The 18340-nt window shown below is 54.3% G+C and carries 11 protein-coding genes; 3 read left to right on the forward strand and 8 right to left on the reverse strand.

The genetic code is table 11. The features are described 5' to 3' along the window. Positions 1 to 2: 2 nt before the first annotated feature. Both ACT3T6_RS12695 and ACT3T6_RS12700 read right to left on the reverse strand, forming a co-directional pair. Positions 3 to 3902 (reverse strand): AAA family ATPase, encoded by a 3900-nt coding sequence (locus tag ACT3T6_RS12695; RefSeq protein ID WP_193054663.1) that lies wholly within the window; start codon positions 3900 to 3902, stop codon positions 3 to 5. A 30-nt stretch (positions 3903 to 3932) separates the two neighbouring features. After that, a complete protein-coding gene (locus ACT3T6_RS12700; RefSeq protein WP_087107350.1) occupies positions 3933 to 4589 on the reverse strand; it encodes a tRNA-(ms[2]io[6]A)-hydroxylase in 657 nt (218 codons plus the stop codon). 518 nt (positions 4590 to 5107) lie between these two features. On the opposite strand from ACT3T6_RS12700, the gene acnB reads away from it, so the two are divergent. After that, positions 5108 to 7711: a bifunctional aconitate hydratase 2/2-methylisocitrate dehydratase gene (gene acnB, locus ACT3T6_RS12705; protein ID WP_193054662.1), complete on the forward strand. Its 2604-nt coding sequence runs from the start codon at positions 5108 to 5110 to the stop codon at positions 7709 to 7711. 184 nt (positions 7712 to 7895) lie between these two features. Beyond that, positions 7896 to 9782 (forward strand): glycerophosphodiester phosphodiesterase family protein, encoded by a 1887-nt coding sequence (locus ACT3T6_RS12710; RefSeq protein ID WP_193054661.1) that lies wholly within the window; start codon positions 7896 to 7898, stop codon positions 9780 to 9782. 50 nt (positions 9783 to 9832) lie between these two features. Here ACT3T6_RS12710 and ggt read toward each other — a convergent pair whose 3' ends face one another. Together ggt and ppsA are read right to left on the reverse strand one after the other, a co-directional pair. Then, positions 9833 to 11623, reverse strand: coding sequence for a gamma-glutamyltransferase (gene ggt, locus ACT3T6_RS12715; RefSeq protein ID WP_193054660.1), 1791 nt, complete (start codon positions 11621 to 11623; stop codon positions 9833 to 9835). Between the two features lie 119 nt (positions 11624 to 11742). Then, the gene (gene ppsA / locus ACT3T6_RS12720) at positions 11743 to 14118 is read right to left on the reverse strand and encodes a phosphoenolpyruvate synthase (protein WP_193054659.1); all 2376 of its coding nucleotides are present in this window, start codon (positions 14116 to 14118) and stop codon (positions 11743 to 11745) included. Between the two features lie 230 nt (positions 14119 to 14348). On the opposite strand from ppsA, the gene ppsR reads away from it, so the two are divergent. Beyond that, a complete protein-coding gene (gene ppsR / locus ACT3T6_RS12725) occupies positions 14349 to 15182 on the forward strand; it encodes a posphoenolpyruvate synthetase regulatory kinase/phosphorylase PpsR (RefSeq protein WP_172118447.1) in 834 nt (277 codons plus the stop codon). A 28-nt stretch (positions 15183 to 15210) separates the two neighbouring features. Here ppsR and ACT3T6_RS12730 read toward each other — a convergent pair whose 3' ends face one another. The 4 genes from ACT3T6_RS12730 to ACT3T6_RS12745 all read right to left on the reverse strand — a co-directional run bounded on the left by ACT3T6_RS12730 (position 15211) and on the right by ACT3T6_RS12745 (position 18117). Then, positions 15211 to 15789: a hypoxanthine-guanine phosphoribosyltransferase gene (locus tag ACT3T6_RS12730; protein WP_193054658.1), complete on the reverse strand. Its 579-nt coding sequence runs from the start codon at positions 15787 to 15789 to the stop codon at positions 15211 to 15213. 42 nt (positions 15790 to 15831) lie between these two features. After that, positions 15832 to 16857: a beta-N-acetylhexosaminidase gene (gene nagZ, locus ACT3T6_RS12735; RefSeq protein WP_172118445.1), complete on the reverse strand. Its 1026-nt coding sequence runs from the start codon at positions 16855 to 16857 to the stop codon at positions 15832 to 15834. A 77-nt stretch (positions 16858 to 16934) separates the two neighbouring features. After that, positions 16935 to 17462: a L,D-transpeptidase gene (locus ACT3T6_RS12740; protein ID WP_193054657.1), complete on the reverse strand. Its 528-nt coding sequence runs from the start codon at positions 17460 to 17462 to the stop codon at positions 16935 to 16937. Beyond that, entirely contained in the window at positions 17440 to 18117 is a 678-nt protein-coding gene (locus ACT3T6_RS12745) for a TetR/AcrR family transcriptional regulator (protein ID WP_172118443.1), read from the reverse strand. Before ACT3T6_RS12745 ends, ACT3T6_RS12740 begins: the two co-directional genes overlap by 23 nt. Between the last annotated feature and the right edge of the window lie 223 nt (positions 18118 to 18340).

An 18340-nucleotide genomic window follows, 5' to 3' on the forward strand; every position in this document is an offset into this window, starting at 1 on the left:
CCCTAACCTTCTACACCCGCAGGCTGGGTCAAACGACGATCCAGCAGGCTCACCCAACGCACCAGCACCGGCGCATCGCTATGGCTAACATCATTCAGCAAATGTCGGAACGACTCTTTTGCAGTAGGGTCACCCGGCTCAATGTGCATCAACCATAGCTCAAGCGCCGCCAGCTCCTGGTGGCGGTTCCCATTTTCTCGGGATTGGCTGATGGCCATCTCGGCAAGCGCCCTAACCTCGTTCGCAGGATGTCCAAGCTGATGCCGAACACTCGCCAGCAGCGTCGCAAGCTCAGGCAAAAACAGCGTGGTACGCTCGCGGGCGATCACAAGGCATTGATCCAAATAGTCTTCTGCGACATCAAGCTCACCCAGCTCAATACAGGCATCGATATACCATAATGAGGGCCGCTGGTAGCGGTCGCTCCCTTTAAGCTCGGTCATCCGCTCAAGGCTTTCGCGTATTTGTGCAAGCCCTCCTTGATCCCCTGCTAACGCGCGCTGCCATCCCAACACCGCTTGGGCCGAGATTTGCCATAATTGCAAGTCGGGCGTGACGGTCATGGCTGCCGCCCTCTCAGCCTGGCGCGCCGCCAGGTGCACATGCCCTAACTGACGATAGAGGGAAGCCGCGAATAACAGCGACATTGCCAGCGTTCCCGGGTGGCCAATTTTTTCCGCCAACCGAAGCGCCGCCGATACTTGCCGCTCTGCCCGCTGATAGTCGCCCCGTAAACAGAGCGCCCAGCCTTGAAAACACGCTGCCGTTACCTGCGGGTGATCAGAGAACGGCAACCACTCAATCATCATTTGTGCATTGAGCGGATCAATTTCATCCAGATGATCGTGGGCCTGCTGGATACGTCCTGCCCAGTACTCGCATTGAGCGCGTGCATAATCCGCTAAACGGCGATAGCGCGGGTCTTCCAGTCGCTCCGCGATATCCGCAAGCGTCGAGGCAAGCGCAAACGCATCGGCATGCGCATAGCGCTGGCTGCGCCCTACCCAGAGCCCCCACTTAACCAGAAAGACCTGCTCAAGCTCTTCAGGGTCATCCAGCATATCGCTGCCGGACTCACGCAGTAGCTCTCGGGCGCGAACAAAACTTTCATGAGCGATGGGTGAGCCGTGTCCTTCCAGGGAAAATGCGGCCTGGCCACGTACCGTAAGCAGACTAACCTCGCGCTCTATCTCATGCTCAACATGGCGCAAGCTTGCCAACCCTGCGTCGGCCATCCGCAACGCCGTTCGGTTAGCACTGACCTTTAGCGCCTCGCGAGCAGAAAGCTCAAAATAGCGTGCGCCGCGTGCGTAATGACCGCTTCTACGCAAGTGTGCAGCAAAGTCGCCAGGATGGCGGCTAATCCACATGGGGAAACGCTCTTCAATTAGCGTGACGACCTGCTGATGCAGTTTGACGCGTACATCGCGCGGGCAGGAGAGATAGGCGGCTTCCTGAAGAAGCTGATGGCTAAACTGGCACTCTTGCTCACCGAGCTCTTTATTAACGGGTTCAATGATCTCGAGCTGACGCATATGCTCAAGCGCTTGCGTTAGTCGAGCGGGCTCCCAGCCGCTGCACTCCAACAAAAAATCCAGCCGGAAACGTTTGCCAAGCACTGCCGCCACGTGGGCAATCGCGCGGTCGGCCTCCAACTGATCAATACGGCTGGCTAGCAAGCCCAGCAGCCCTTTCGGCAGCTCATCAAATTGAATACTACGCCCTTCGCGACGGTCCATGTCCAGACGTCGGCAAATTTCCTGCATGTAAAGCGGCACGCCATCGCACCGCTCTATGATCTGGTTACGCAGCCGGGGGCTTAAATGTATGCGGTAGCGGCGTGACAGCTGGGAAAGCAGGCGTGATGATTGCTGAACGTCCAACTTACCCAACGTGATCTGCTGGTCCCAGTGAAGCTTAACCGGTAAGGGTTCACGGCCATGATGACTGGCAATCAGCATAAACGCCGTATTGATAGGCAAGCGCGCCTGAAGGCCTGCCAGCACTTTAAAGGAGGGCTCATCAATCCATTGAAGATCATCTATCATTAGCACCAGCGTACGTTCACTGGTTTTCTGCTCAATCAAGCGATGTAACAACTGTACGACCAGCTCCGCCACCTCGCCGTTTTGCGCAAGCTGCGCCACCTCTTGAACGTCCCTAACCCCAAGCGCTTCTTCAAGCAGGTGCTGTCGGCTCTTTTCTAAAAGACCCAAGCCCAGCGTTGCTTGCATGGCATGCAAGGTATCCAGCGCAGGTGGCGCATTTAGATACCAGGCCACCAGGCTGCGGGCAATACCGTAAGGTTCAAGTACGGATAATCGCGTCGTTGGCTGCCAACAAATCGCGGCATCGCGACTTAATTCAAGCTGACGAAACCCCACCATGAGCGCAGATTTCCCCATGCCCGAAGCACCTCGGACAAGCACGCTTTGGCGCAGCCCAATTCCCGCCCGCGCCAAGGCATCGCGGAGCGTACGCAACGGGGCCTCACGCCCCACCAGGCTCGGCGGGAGCGCATCACGCCCCCCCTCGTTTTGCCCCAGGACCAGCGCGCGCAGGCGAATACGCCCATCGCTTGCCACCAGCCGAGACACCAGTCGTGGCTGTAGATCAAGCGCGGGGGGCATGTGCTGGCTGGCCTCCTGAGAAATGACCAGCTCACTGCCCTCTGCCGCACTCATTAGCTCCAAGGCAACTTGCGTCACCTGACCAAGTGGGTCCGCTAGCTGACGCTCTGCCAAATAGACGACCCGCCCGCTATTTAACCCGGCGGCAAGCTCAAAGGAAGGCGGCTCACCTTCCCCTTCCCAGTGACGCGCCGACTCTTGCGGCAGCGCGTGTTGACAGTGTTCGTAAAGCGCTACCAGCTCCGCAAGCTGGTGTGCGGGCCCATGGGTACCAAAACAGGCAAGCCCGAGTCCTCCGGTAGCCCCAGGTAACCAGAACCCTCCCAGATGATGACACTGCTGCTCTAACCAACGCAGTAACTCCAGCTGCAGGCCCAGACAGCTACGCACTGCCGCACGCTCCTGCCAGTCGCCCTTCAAGCGCAGCCGAATCGCCATCACGGAGAGCTGGCGCAGCTCGATTTCATCGTCGCGCAGCGGCTTGCTATCCGCTGCCAATACGCGCGAAAAAGCACCCTGAGGGGACATGGCACGAGGGTCATGCGGCCCATCCGACCAATAACTTGCGAGCTGTAAAAAACTGGGCTCAGGCTGCTGCCCCGAAAGTGCTAATAGCTGTAAATAACCATTGTATTGCTCGTGAGCAGCAGCGATTTGGTTCTGCTCGGCAAGCTGGCGTACCAAGCGCTCATGAAAAGGTGCGTAGCCAGAAAAGCGGCTTACCAGGCCTTCAAGCATTACATCTGGCGCATCCTCATGGGCTTCCAGGACCTGCTCAGCAAAGCGAATGACGCGCTGACGCCATTCGTTGCGCACTTGTACGAGCCACCGCTGAAATTCGCTACAGCTGGTTAGCTGGAGCTCCTCAACGAGGTCCCCTTGATAGCAGGTCAGCACCGCTTCGAGCGTTGTTAGTTCGCGGGGGCCTTCCAGCAGTTGCTGCAGTTCATGTAAATCGATGCGCCAAGTCGCTGGCAGGTTAAAAGCGATGGTTTGGCGCGACACTTTCAAGACGTGATCAGCGTTATCCCCAAGCGAATGACGCAGGCAGTGCAGGGCATGGCGCAAGTTAGTTCTGCCTGATGAAAGCCCTTGGTCAGGCCATAACAGCTCGGCGAGCACCGAGCGGTTCACCGGCTGGCGGTGAAGCAGTAAGTAGACTAACAGCGCTTTGACTTTGTCATAGCTAAAGTGGGTTAGTACACCATCCCCCTGAGAGAGGGAAAAATGACCAAAGAGGATTAGCTGATCAGACTCACGAGTATCGCGCATGATACATATCCTGCCTGGGCTAGTGGTGTATTAAGCGGGTACACCACTATGAAAACGAAAAGCCGTATCGGGTGACGTTATCAGCTCTGCTTCCCGGGCCACAAAAAAAGCAATTCTTTCATCAATGGAAGCGTTAGTTTGTTGCTGCGCAAGCAGTAGATAGTCTTCAAAATGACGCCCTTCGGACTTAACCAGCGTGCGATAAAATTTAGCCAACTCTTCATCCAGGTAAGGAATCAAGCGAGCAAAACGCTCGCAGCTGCGTGCTTCTATTAAGGCGCCAATAATGAGGATATCAATAAGACGCTCTGGATCATTGCTGCGCACATGACGTCGCAGGCCCTCAGCGTATCGGGAAGCGGTTAAATGCTTGTATTCAACGCCGCGCTTCTCCATTAAACCCACAACTTGCTCAAAGTGCAGCAATTCTTCGCGGGCGAGCTGAGACATTTTGCTCAATAAAAGAGGTTGGTCTACATAACGATACAGCAAACTCATGGCCGTCGAGGCGGCCTTTTTCTCACACTGAGCGTGGTCAACGAGCAGTATTTCCGGGTTATCTAGCGCCCATTTAAGCCAGCTGTCGGGCGTTATGCAGGCAAGAAATTCATTTAAACTTTCGGGCAACAAGTCATCTGCTTGAAGCTTATGGTCTGCGGGTGTTAATTCCGGCAATTGCATTGACATAACGTTCTTCCGAGCATTTTTTCATAATTGTACAATATTTAAACGCCGATAGCGTTCACCTCGTTCCTGGTCCGCAAGAACGACGCCATGCCATGTCTCTTGGATACGTATTGCTGGCCACCGCTAATAGTAATAGCTAATTAGTAACAACAATGGCGCTCTACGCTTCGCTGTGAGGTTAGTTCAACTTGGAAAGCAACCGTAACGCTATAGCGTCCAAGCCATGGTAACGCGGCGCAACCGCAATCACACCTTTAGCGTGCTCGGGCCCACCACACCCTGCCAGAAAGTGCCTCAAACGGCCAAAACACAGGTCTTTAAAGCGGTATTTTTTGTGTATCAACACAAAGTACAACACCTGCCTATCGCCTTCTTCTTAACATTGTCGACAGTTTGCCGTAGAATCCATGCCATCCAACCAGACGCTGTTTCCAAGCGTATGTCATGTGTCCGAGCGCACGCTCAAACACCGTGAAAATGTGTGTTCGCCACCATAAAGCAGATGAGAGGGCCCCAACGTGCTTGAAGCATATCGCCAACATGTCGAGGAACGCGCCGCTGAAGGCGTACCACCCAAGCCTCTAAACGCCGAGCAAGTTGCCGCCTTAATTGAGCTGCTAAAAACCCCACCGGCGGGTGAAGAGGAATTTGTTCTTGACCTGATCACCAACCGGGTTCCGCCGGGCGTCGATGAAGCCGCTTATGTGAAAGCGGGCTTTCTTACTGCCATCGCCAAGGGCGAAGCAACCTCTCCGCTGATCGATAAAATCCACGCGGTTAAGCTGCTGGGCACCATGCAAGGCGGTTACAACATCGTCTCCATGGTAGAGCTATTGGATAACGAAGAGTTAGCGCGTGAAGCCGGCGAACAGCTCAAGCATACCCTGCTGATGTTTGATGCCTTTCATGATGTTGAAGAGCGCGCCAAAAAGGGTAACAGCGTTGCCAAAGACGTTATTCAGTCCTGGGCAGAAGCAGAGTGGTACCTCTCCAAGCCTGCTTTAGAAGAAAAAATCACCCTAACCGTCTTTAAGGTGCCGGGTGAAACCAACACGGATGATCTGTCACCAGCACCCGATGCCTGGTCGCGCCCCGATATCCCGCTGCACGCTAATGCCATGCTCAAAAACGAGCGTGACGGCATTGTGCCTGAAGTACCGGGCTCCATGGGTCCGCTCAAGCAAATTGAAGAAGTCAAAGCCAAAGGCTTCCCGGTTGCTTATGTCGGTGATGTTGTGGGTACGGGCTCTTCACGTAAATCAGCCACTAACTCCGTGCTGTGGTTCTTTGGTGACGATATCCCTTACGTTCCCAACAAGCGCGCGGGCGGCTTCTGTTTTGGTAGCAAAATTGCTCCGATCTTCTTTAACACCATGGAAGATTCTGGCGCACTCCCGATTGAACTGGACGTATCAAAGCTGGAAATGGGCGATGTCATTGACGTCTACCCCTACGAAGGCAAGGTATGCAAGCACGGCACTGATGAAGTGCTCACCACGTTTGCGTTGAAAACGCAGTTGATCCTTGACGAAGTACGCGCTGGCGGCCGTATTCCTCTGATCATCGGCCGCGGCCTGACGGGCAAAGCACGTGAGTCCCTTGGCCTTGAGCCTTCTGATGTATTCCGCCTCCCGGAACAGCCCAAAGACACCGGCAAGGGCTTTACCTTGGCGCAGAAAATGGTCGGTAAGGCGTGCGGCCTGGAAGGCGTTCGTCCGGGGATGTACTGCGAGCCCAAAATGTCCACCGTCGGCTCCCAGGATACCACTGGCCCGATGACACGTGACGAGCTGAAAGACCTGGCATGCCTGGGCTTCCAAGCGGACCTGGTGATGCAGTCATTCTGCCACACGGCGGCCTATCCGAAGCCGGTGGACGTAGACACTCACCACACGCTGCCTGACTTCATTATGAACCGCGGCGGTGTATCGCTGCGTCCTGGCGACGGCATCATCCACAGCTGGCTGAACCGCATGCTGCTGCCAGACACAGTAGGTACCGGTGGCGACTCGCACACTCGCTTCCCGCTGGGCATCTCGTTCCCGGCTGGTTCTGGCCTGGTAGCTTTCGCTGCTGCCACCGGCGTTATGCCGCTGGATATGCCGGAATCCGTACTGGTACGCTTTAAAGGCAAGCGCCAGCCTGGCGTTACCCTGCGTGACCTGGTTCACGCCATTCCGCTTTACGGCATCAAGCAAGGTCTTCTGACCGTTGACAAGGCCAACAAGAAGAATGCGTTCTCTGGCCGCGTACTGGAAATTGAAGGCCTTGAAGACTTAACGGTCGAGCAGGCGTTTGAGCTTTCCGACGCCTCTGCTGAGCGCTCTGCCGCTGGCTGTACTATTACGCTGTCTGATGAGAGTGTGACCGAGTACTTGAAATCCAACATCACACTGCTGAAGTGGATGATTGCCAACGGCTATGGCGATGAGCGTACTATCAGCCGTCGTATCGAGGGTATGGAAGCGTGGCTTGCCGACCCGAGCCTGATGCGTGCCGATGCGGACGCCGAATACGCCGAAGTCATCGAAATTGACCTGTCCGAGATTAAAGAGCCTGTGCTTTGCGCACCTAACGATCCTGACGACGCTCGTTTGCTGTCAGACGTTGCGGGCGAAAAGATTGATGAAGTATTTATCGGCTCGTGCATGACCAACATTGGTCATTTCCGCGCAGCGGGTAAACTACTTGAAAAGCAGCCTGCAGGCAGTCTAAAAACTCGCCTGTGGCTGGCACCGCCGACCAAAATGGATCAGCACCAGCTGACCGAAGAGGGTTACTACGGCATTTATGGTCGTGCCGGTGCGCGTATGGAAATGCCGGGATGCTCGCTGTGTATGGGTAACCAGGCACGCGTTGCGGCAAAAAGCACCGTTGTGTCTACGTCTACACGTAACTTCCCGAACCGTCTGGGCGATGGTGCCAACGTGTACCTTGCCTCGGCGGAACTCGCCGCGGTTGCCGCGGTGGAAGGTCGCCTGCCAAGCGTTGAAGAGTATCAGCGTTACATGAGTGAATTTGACGCCATGGCAGGAGAGATCTATCGTTATATGAACTTCCACGAAATTGAGGAGTATCAGAAAATCGCCTCAAACGTGATTCCGGTTGCTCAAGAAGCGTAACCACCCTATCGCCGATGCTCGCACCATCACAGACTTAATGAAGTTTCGTTAATTCTGAGACGATGACCGAACGCCCCACAACCTCTCGTTGTGGGGCGTTTTTATTACCGCAAGAGGTCGTCGACTTGCGAGGGCTTCCGGATACTGCCACTCTGTTAGTTCATCCTTATGATTTAAAAAGACAATGCAGCCACTGACACATCTTGGCTCGGCCTTAATGAAGACACTGCGCGATCATCTACGCCCCTTGATCGCCTATCATTTGTTTTTTACCTTACTTGCCTCTGCCCTGTTATTACCCGTGATTGGGTGGATAACCCAAGGTCTGCTCGCTCAATTAAAGCGTACAGTGATTACCAATGACGAGCTGATCAGCCTGCTGTTTAGCCCGCTGGGCCTAGCTTGCATGCTGGTCGGCCTGGTTTTCACCTTTCTCATTCTTTACTGGCAACAGGCTGGTATGCTCCAGGTCGCCGTTCGACCTCGAGGCAATCATTACCGGTTAGCCTTTGATGCACTCTGGTTAAGCGTTCGTCGCCTCCCCGCGCTGGCAGGATTAGTCGTGTTACAGGTGGGCACGCACCTTTTACTGCTGGCCCCTTTCATGGCCGCACTTGCATGGCTTTATAGTGTTTGGCTAAGCGGCCTGGACCCTTACTATTTACAGCGCGTCATGCCACCTGTGCTTTGGTACTTTATTGCCTGCGCGCTGCCGCTTGTAGTGGCCTGGCTAAGCTTGGCGGCCTGGCTTTATCTGCGTTGGCTGTTGGCGCTTCCGTTAGTGGCACTTGATAACTGCAGCCCGTTACGCGCCTTGACGCGCAGTTTTCATTTAACCAAAGGCTGGCACCGCTCCATTGGCGCGGCCGTGCTCATCCTGCTACTGCTCATTATTGCGCTACCTGTTATCACCACCATCGCCTTTGATGCACTGGTGACGCCGCTCCTCTGGTGGTTACCAGAACACAATGCGTTTCTAATTCCCATCATGTTTGCCTATTTAACAGGCTATCTGCTACTAACCCTCGCCGTTACCTTTATCGGTATTGCGGCTAACGCACTGCTTTCTGCTTGTTTGTACCTTCAGTTAGCGCATCACAAGATGCGCCCTGCTCCTCCATCAAAAATCGTCCTCCCGGGCCGATTTGCCTGGGCGGTTGAACTTAGCGTATTGCTACTGGCCGCCTTACAAGCCTGGTGGATCCTGAATAGTTTTGAGCTACGCGACAATGTAAAGGTGTTCGCGCACCGTGGTAGTTCAATGGTCGCCCCCGAAAACACCCTGGCCGCGGTTGACCAGGCCATCGTCGATAAGGCTGACGCCGTAGAGCTGGATGTTCGCTTATCCGCCGATGGGCAGGTCATGATTTACCATGACCGGAGCCTGGCAAGATTAACCGGTGATAACAGAGAATTCGGCGACTTAACACGTGAAGAGCTTAGTCAGTACGATATAGGCAGTTGGTTCGGTGATGCTTTTCAAAACGAGCCTATCGCAGGCCTGGATGAGGTACTCGAACGCGTGCGTGGCCATGCCGGGTTGATGATCGACATGAAAGCGCTGCCCGGCGAGGAACAAGCACTTGCTGATGCAGTCATTGCCCTGCTGCGTGCTGAAACCGATATGCGCTATGCCTGCTGGGCTAAAAGCAGTCATCCTATAACAGCGTATGGCGAGTGCGGCTTTCCCAATGCAATGCTGGAGATGCGGGTAGCCACGATGACGCCAGCACTGACTGCCCACATTAAACGCCAGGCGCCTGAACTACGCGTCACACTGCTGGCACAATTAATCCTGCCAGGCACACTGGACCGTCGAAGTTTCGATGCCCTGGGACTTCGCCATAACCGCATTACAGCAGAGGAAGTGCGTCTTGCAGCGCTTTATGGCTATGAGATACATGCCTGGACAGTTAATGACCGGGCAAGAATGTCCACACTGATCGATTTAGGGGTTGATGCGATTATTACCGACTATCCCGAGCGTTTACGTGAATTGATTGAAGAGCGGCGAGCGTTAAGCGATGGGGAACTTCTGTTGGTGAGGCTGCGCAATTGGCTACGTCAGTGACGTGTACTTAAACACGCCACTGACAGCTCATTTCGTAAAGCCAAGTGGGATCAATCGCCCATAACAACGCCTTCGCGACGCGGGTCGGCACCGCCAAACAGCGTCCCATCCTCCAGCCTACGGATAGCCTGAAGCCCACTGGTTAGCTCTCTTTCACTGATGGTATGACCGTACTCCTCAAGCACTTCCAGGGTCGCTTCGGGGAAGCCTCCCTCTTCCAAATAAACATCGCCTCCCATGGTAATGGCGTGAGGCAAATTGAGCGCTTCTTGTGCACTCATCCCCCAATCACGCATCGCCACTAACGTGCGGGCGGTGTAATGAATAATAGCCGCACCACCCGGCGATCCCAGGCTTGCCACCAGTTCGCCCGACTCTTTATCGAAGACGAGTGTTGGGCTCATGCTTGAACGCGGACGCTTGCCAGGCTCAACCCGATTAGCAACCAGCTCGCCGTCCACCTCTGGGGTAAACGAAAAGTCGGTCAACTCGTTATTAAGCAGGTACCCACCCGGCAGCCCGGTTCCTCCATCGGCAAGGATGCGCGAACCAAACGCCTGCTCAATAGACGTGGTCATCGCCACGGCATTGCCTTCAGCATCAATAATACTGATATGGCTAGTGCCATATTCCGGCTGATCCGGCTGTGAGGCAAAGCTAACGTCAAGCTCACCAGGGTTTCCTGGCTCCGCACTATCGCCCATGCTGGTGTCGCCAATTAACTTACTACGCTCTGAAAGATAGTCAGGCGCCAGCATTAATGACCAGTCCCCACCCGGCGCCTCTACGAACTCAGGGTCCGCGATATAACGTCCGCGATCAGCGAAGGCCAGCCGAGAAGCCTCCAAAAACTGATGCAGCCAACCACTGCTGGATACGCCGTTATCCAAGGGTGCTTCCAACAACGGCTGCTGATCTAAAAGGCCCAGTATTTGCATAATGGTAATATGCCCAGACGAAGGCGGAGGAAATCCGCACACTTCCCACTGTTGCCATGGCGTACACAGCGGTTCCCGCTCAATTGTCTGGTAGCCGCCAACATCCTCAAGGGTCATGCTGCCTGGCCGCACCGGATGGTTCTGTACACGATTTACTAAATCCTCAGCAATGTCGCCCTCATAAAAGGCCGCGCTGCCGTTGGTCGCAATTTGGCGCAATATGCTCGCCAACGCCGGGTTTTTTAACGTGTCGCCAACCGCTAGCGGCTCGCCGTTAGGCTGGTAATAGAAGCTCTCGGCGAGCGGGTCACTACGTAACGCTTCATCATTGGCAAGGCTGGTGTGCAGCCGTTGACTAACGGCAAACCCTTCCTCGGCAAGCGTAATAGCGGGTTCAAAAAGCGCCTCCCAAGCCAACTGGCCGTGCTCTTTATGTGCTTGTTCCAACATTCGCACCGTGCCTGGCACACCAACAGAAAGTCCACTGGCTACCGCATCTGCAAAGGGCAGCGGCTCGCCATTTTCCATGAACAGTTCCCCTGTCACCGCACCAGGCGCTGTCTCTCGGCCGTCGTAAGCCTGAACGTTTGAGCCATCATAGAACATTAAAAAAGCACCACCGCCAATGCCGCTGGACTGAGGCTCGACCAGTGTTAATACCATTTGCACAGCGATAGCAGCGTCAATGGCATTACCACCATTTGCCAACACTTGATAGCCTGCATCCGTTGCCAACGGGTTAGCCGCCGCAACTGCAAACGACTCCGCCTCCCAGCCGGGTTTTTCCTCATACCCCGACCCAACTTCTGGCGTTATAGAGGGGGTTTCATAGCTAAACCCAAAGCTATAGACCGGCACTAACAGCAATCCTGATAGTGCTAATTTAATCCTTTTTGGGGACATTACACTGCCCTCTCGCATCCTGGGAAATATCAAGTAAGTAACCACACAACAGAGTAGCCTATAAAACGCATGCGCCCGGCACAATGGCCGGGCGCAAAATAGCGGTTTACAGGTCGACGTTAGGTGATTGTCTCGCCTGCCAACATAAACCACGTCTCAAGTACTGCATCAGGGTTGAGGGATACTGAATCAATCCCCTGTTCCATCAACCACTTAGCCAATTCAGGATGATCTGAGGGCCCTTGCCCACAAATACCCACATATTTGCCTTGGGCTTTACAAGCCTGAATAGCCATTGCCAACAACTTTTTCACCGCCGCATTACGCTCATCAAACAGATGCGCCACGATGCCTGAGTCACGGTCCAGCCCCAGCGTTAACTGCGTAAGATCGTTAGAGCCGATTGAGAAGCCGTCGAAGTGTTCAAGAAATTCTTCAGCCAACAATGCATTAGCAGGTAACTCGCACATCATGATCACTTTCAGCCCGCTTGCATCGCCGCGCTTCAAGCCGTTTTCTGCCAACAGATCAACCACCTGCTTGGCTTCATCGGTGGTGCGTACAAAGGGCACCATGATTTCGACGTTATCAAGCCCCATCTCGTCGCGTACGTATTTTAAGGCGCGACACTCAAGCTCGAAGCAGGGCCGGAAAGCGTCCGAGATATACCGCGAAGCCCCACGGAAGCCCAACATGGGATTCTCTTCGCCCGGCTCGTAAAGCTTACCGCCAATCAGGTTTTCGTACTCGTTGGACTTGAAGTCAGACAAACGCACGATAACCCGCTGAGGGTAAAAGGCCGCCGCCAACGTGGAAATACCTTCCACCAGCTTGTCCACGTAGAAAGTTACCGGGTCGGTATAGCCCGCGGTACGAAGGTCAATCACCTGCTGCAAGTCAGCTGGCAGCGTTGCGTAATCCAGCAGTGCCTTAGGGTGAACGCCAATCATGCGATTGATGATGAACTCAAGCCGGGCAAGCCCTACGCCTGCGTTAGGCAGGCTGGCAAATCCAAATGCGCGATCAGGGTTGCCCACGTTCATCATAATCTTGAATGGGATTTCAGGCATGGCATCGACGCTTGAAACCTTGCAGTCAAAATCCAGCAGGCCATCATAAACGTGGCCGGTGTCACCTTCGGCACAGGAAACGGTGACATCGGTGCCTTCTCTGAGCTGCTGTGTAGCGTCACCACACCCAACCACCGCCGGAATGCCCAGCTCACGAGCAATAATCGCCGCATGGCAGGTACGCCCACCACGGTTGGTAACAATGGCTGAAGCCCGCTTCATAATGGGCTCCCAGTCTGGATCCGTCATGTCGGTCACCAGAATGTCACCGTCAAGAACCTTATCCATATCTTCCGGACTCATGACCACTTTGACCGTGCCGCGGCCAATGCGCTGACCAATCGCCCGGCCGGTAATCAGGGTACGGCCCTTCTCGCGCAGCTGGAAACGCTCTAACTTGCCGCCTTCCTGCTGCGAGACCACCGTTTCAGGGCGTGCCTGCACGATATAAAGCTTACCGTCGTCACCATCAAGCGCCCACTCAATATCCATGGGGCGCTCGTAGTGCTGCTCAATCGTCACCGCCTGACGGGCAAGATCCATCACCTGCTGGTCGCTAATACAGAAACGATTACGCTGATTAAGCGGCACATCAACGGTGTCGACGGATTTACCGGCGCTGGTTTCCTGGCCGTAAACCATCTTGATGAGCTTGGAACCCAGGTTACGCCGTAAAACCGCCGGGCGGCCAGCGGCTAACGTGCCCTTATGAACATAAAACTCATCAGGGTTGACAGCACCTTGCACAACCGTTTCGCCCAGCCCCCACGAGGCCGTCACAAAGACAGCATCGCGGTAGCCTGATTCGGTATCCAGGGTAAACATGACCCCAGAGGCACCCGTCTCAGAGCGCACCATTTTTTGAACACCCGCTGACAGCGCGACGTTTTCGTGGGCGTAGCCACGGTGAACGCGGTAAGAAATTGCGCGATCATTAAACAGCGAGGCAAACACCTCGTGTACAGCGCGTTTGATGTTATCGAAACCTTCGATATTCAGGAAAGTTTCCTGCTGGCCCGCAAAAGAGGCATCCGGCAGGTCTTCCGCGGTTGCCGAGCTGCGCACCGCTACTTTCAGCTGAGGGTGCTGCTCCTGCAGTTGCTCATAGGCCTGACGCAGCGCACTTTCAAAAGCGGGCGGCAGCGGCGTATCAATAACCCATTGGCGAATATTAGTACCCGCTTCGGCCAGTGCTTTAACATCATCAACGTCCAGGCGCGATAGCGTGCTGTTAATGCGCTCGTTAAGCCCTTCATGAGAGAGAAATTCACGATATGCGTGAGCCGTAGTGGCAAATCCACCCGGTACGGTTACCCCGGCACCTGACAGATTGGAAATCATCTCGCCCAGCGAGGCGTTTTTACCACCCACGCGTTCGACGTCGGCCATACCTAACTGATCGAACCACAGAATGTACTCTTCCACGCAACCCCCTCGCTTTAAGACGTTGATGCAATCTTTTAGATCGCCAATCATTGATCGTGTCACCCTATCACCGTGCCACCCTATTCGCCATTGGTCTAATAGCGAAGGGAGTGGAGGATTTTTACAACATAAGGCGTATACGGGCAGTTTATGTAGTCGCCTGGGGCGTTGTGCTTAGCGAACGCTCGGCACACAATAGCGTATCTATTATTTAATTGACGGGCGTGATTATGAAGCGGACAGCTTTCTTTATTTCCGATGGTACCGGTATTACGGCCGAGAGCCTGGGTCGCAGCCTGTTGGCTCAATTCAGCGATATTGAGATCAACATGCTGACCAAGCCTTATATCGATACGCTTGATAAAGCGGAAGCGCTTGCCCGGATTATTGAATCCACTGCCGCTCAAGATGGGCAACAACCGATCATTATCGATACCATCGTTGACCAGCAGATACGCGATGTAATTCGCCAAGCGCCGGGCTTCAAGGTGGATATCTTTTCTACCTTTTTGAAACCCTTGGAGCAGGAATTAGGCACCCACTCTTCTTACAGCGTGGGAAGAACTCACTCGATTGGCAGTGACGACGTCTATATGGACCGGATTCATTCGGTACACTTCGCACTCGATAACGACGATGGCGCCCGTACGCATCAATACGACAAAGCCGATATTATTTTAGTGGGCGTATCGCGCTGTGGCAAAACACCCACGTCGCTTTATTTGGCGCTTCAGTTTGGCATTCGAGCGGCTAACTACCCACTTACCGAGGACGACCTTGACGAAGACGGCACGCTCAAGCTGCCCAAGGTGTTAGCACCGCACCAGCGCAAGTTGTTTGGGTTAACTATTGATGCTCGCAGGTTATCCGCCATACGCAATGAGCGTCGGCCGAACAGTCGCTATAGCTCAATGGATCAGTGTCTGCAGGAAGTCGAACAGGCCGAAGCGCTTTACCGCATTATGCATATTCCGTTTATTGATGCGACGCGCTTTTCAGTAGAAGAAATTTCGACACGAATGATTGCCGAGACAGGCTTAGCGAGGCGCTTCTCCCCCCGCTAAACCAGCACTAAATGTACAACGCTAAAAATTACATGCCTTTGGGGGCGAAGATACCTGGGGCGTTACGCCAGTAGCCTTTGTAGTCCATACCAAAACCGAACACATAGCGGTCCGCGACCTCCAGGCTGCAGTAATCAGCTTTCAAGCCCGGCACCGCTTTGCGGTTATGTTGCTTATCCACCAGGACGGCAGTCGTAACGCTGGCTGCCTGAGCTTCTTTACAGTAAGCAAGAATTGCGGCGAGCGTCGATCCTTCATCCAAAATGTCATCCACGATGACGACGTGGCGCCCGGCCATGGGAATTTCAGGCGACACACGCCAGAAAAGCTCGCCACCGCGCAGCTCGTTGCGATAACGCGTGGCATGCAAATAGTCCACTTCCAGCGGAAACCCCAATCGGGTCAGCAGATGCCCGGTCGTAATCAAGCCACCGTTCATCACACAATAAAAAACCGGCAGTTTGTCCCCCAGGTCTTCAGTAATGGCCTCCGCCATGCGATCCAGCGCCCGCTCGACTTCTTCCTGAAAGATCAAGCAGTCTGCTGTTTCCATTAGCTGGCGCATTGAGTCCAATGACTCAAGCGCTTCTTTATCCAATTTGGACATGGGGTAACTCCCAAAAATGTAGCAATATTGCGAAAAGAAAATTCAGGTGGGGTTAGGGAAGTCCGCCAGCGCTTCTAGCCTGGCATGCGTACGTCGCCAACGCCCCAGCGCGCTCAGCGCATCCAAATCAGGTCGTGCACGGCCATAGCGGAGTTTCGCAGGGCGCTTATTGGCGATGCCCTGGCTGGCTTCAACGACCTCAAGCGCAGCGGCACGGTCGTTACACACCAGCAACATATCGCAGCCAGCGGCGAGTGCAGCAGCGGCACGCTCGCGTGGCGAGCCCGCTTCGTGAGCACCTGCCATACTTAAATCATCTGAAAAAATACAGCCTTTAAAGCCCAGCGATTCACGCAGCATCCCCAACCAACTGGGCGAAAAGCCCGCCGGGCGTGTATCAAATGCTCGATAAATGACATGCGCGGGCATGATGCCATCAAGCTGGGGGGCTAGCTGTTCAAAGGGGACAAGGTCGCGCTGTTTAATTGCCTCCATTGAACGCTCATCAATGGGCAGTGCGACATGGGAATCCGCGGCTACGCCGCCGTGACCAGGGAAGTGTTTACCCACAGCGCCCATGCCCGCCTGATGTAAGCCCTCAACAAAAGCGGCGCCTAATTGAGCAACGTGCTCAGGGTCACCACTGAAACTACGGTCGCCGATGACGCTAGAAATCCCGCTATCCACATCAAGCACTGGTGCAAAGCTTAAATCCAGCCCACAGGCGGCCATTTCCATGCCAAGCAACCAACCTGCGTCCATGGCGAGAGAGCGGCCTTCTTCAGGGTCTTGAGCATAACGCTCACCAATCCGGGCCATGGCCGGTAAGCGGGTAAGCCCTTTTTTGATACGCTGTACGCGGCCACCCTCTTGGTCAACCGCCAATAAAAGATCGCCCCGTATGCGCCTTATATCGCTACACAGCTTGCGCACCTGGTAGGCGTCTTCCACATTACGGGCAAACAAAATCACGCCACCGACAGCAGGTTCAAGCAGCAAGCGCTTTTCAGCATTGGATAATTCAGGCCCTTCCAGGTCGAGCATGACCGGGCCAATAGGTTGAGTCATTAGCAGGGATCCAACAAAAGGGCCGATGATTTTAGACGATCAACGCACAGAGTCAAAAAAGCCTCTGCGTAAGGCCATTACAGATGGCTGCCATGTAGCCAAACAGGCGTTCCAGGCACGGCGCGCTCAAAGATATAAAGCAGGTCCTCGTTGCGCATACGAACACAGCCATGTGAAGCAGGTTTGCCCATCGGTTGATCGGGCGGCGTTCCGTGTACATAAATATAGCGGCGCTGAGAGTCAACCGTGCCTGCACGGTTAAATCCTCGCTCTAACCCACACAGCCATAAAATACGCGTCAAAATCCAGTCACGTGTCGGATGAGCGTCGGCCAAGTCACTTGAGAAAATTTCACCGGTAAAACGCCTGCCTCTAAATACCGCATTGACCGGCTGTTCATGGCCAATTGCCGCGCGAACATAGTGCCAGCCATGCGGCGTTTGGCCACTTCCTTCTTGCTGGCCAACGCCAGCGCCTCCAGTAGAGATAGCGCACTCAAAGTCTGGTGTTTGACCCTGCCACCAGCGCAGGATTTGTGCGCCGGTATCAATTTCGATCCAGCCGCCTTTTTTAGGTGGCAACTCAGCTAACAGGGGCGTTCGCATGCTGCGCTCCTTCAACCTCTTGCGGCAGTGGAGCATTCATGGCGGCAACGACCACAGGGCGCAAGCGTCGCACTAAATCACGCACAGTCACCTGCTCCTGATAATCCTTGGAGGCGATATCACGTAGCGCATCCAGCCCCGACAAGGTGAAAATGACCGTACCCAACATAAAGTGCAGCCGCCAAAAACGCTCGGCATCGGGTAAATCAGGGGTCGCCTTACGCACAAGCCCGGTAAAGCGGGTAAACACATCCCCATATTGCTCTTGAATATGGCGCCGTAAATGCCCCTGCGCTTGGCTATAGGCTAATCCCAATAAGCGCATGAAGACTTTCAAACTATCCCGTTCAGCAGGCACTGCCAGCACCGTGGTGGCCATTGTTTCAAGCAGCTCTTCCAGGGGGATGGCACGATCGGCGTAGTGGGCTTCAAGCTCATCGAGCGCACCATGAAAACGCTGAGTAAACGGGTCTAGATAGCGCGAGAATACGGCTTGGATAAGGGCTTTCTTGGAACCAAAATGATAATTAACAGCCGCCAGGTTTACTCGCGCTTTACTGGTAATGTTACGCAGTGACGTTTCAGCAAAGCCACGCTCTGCAAACAGCACCTCAGCGGTATCCAGAATGCGTGACACCGTGTCAGATTGTGCCATTATGGCCTCCGGAGAAACGAGTGTTTAAAACATGCCAGAATAGTAAGTCATATCTTAATCAGGCTCAATCACCCTTATTCACCGATTTTTTTAATTGGCTACCCTGCACATTAGCGTTAATTCAAACGTCTTACCGCTCACAGACAGTGTTTTAACAAGCTGCTTTTTTAACCATGTACTGGATAGAGCAACATACTGTATACTTAAACACATACTGATCAAG

The sequence above is a fragment of the Halomonas sp. 72 genome, assembly GCF_052379785.1.
GTDB classification, from domain to species: Bacteria; Pseudomonadota; Gammaproteobacteria; order Pseudomonadales; family Halomonadaceae; genus Vreelandella; species Vreelandella citrativorans.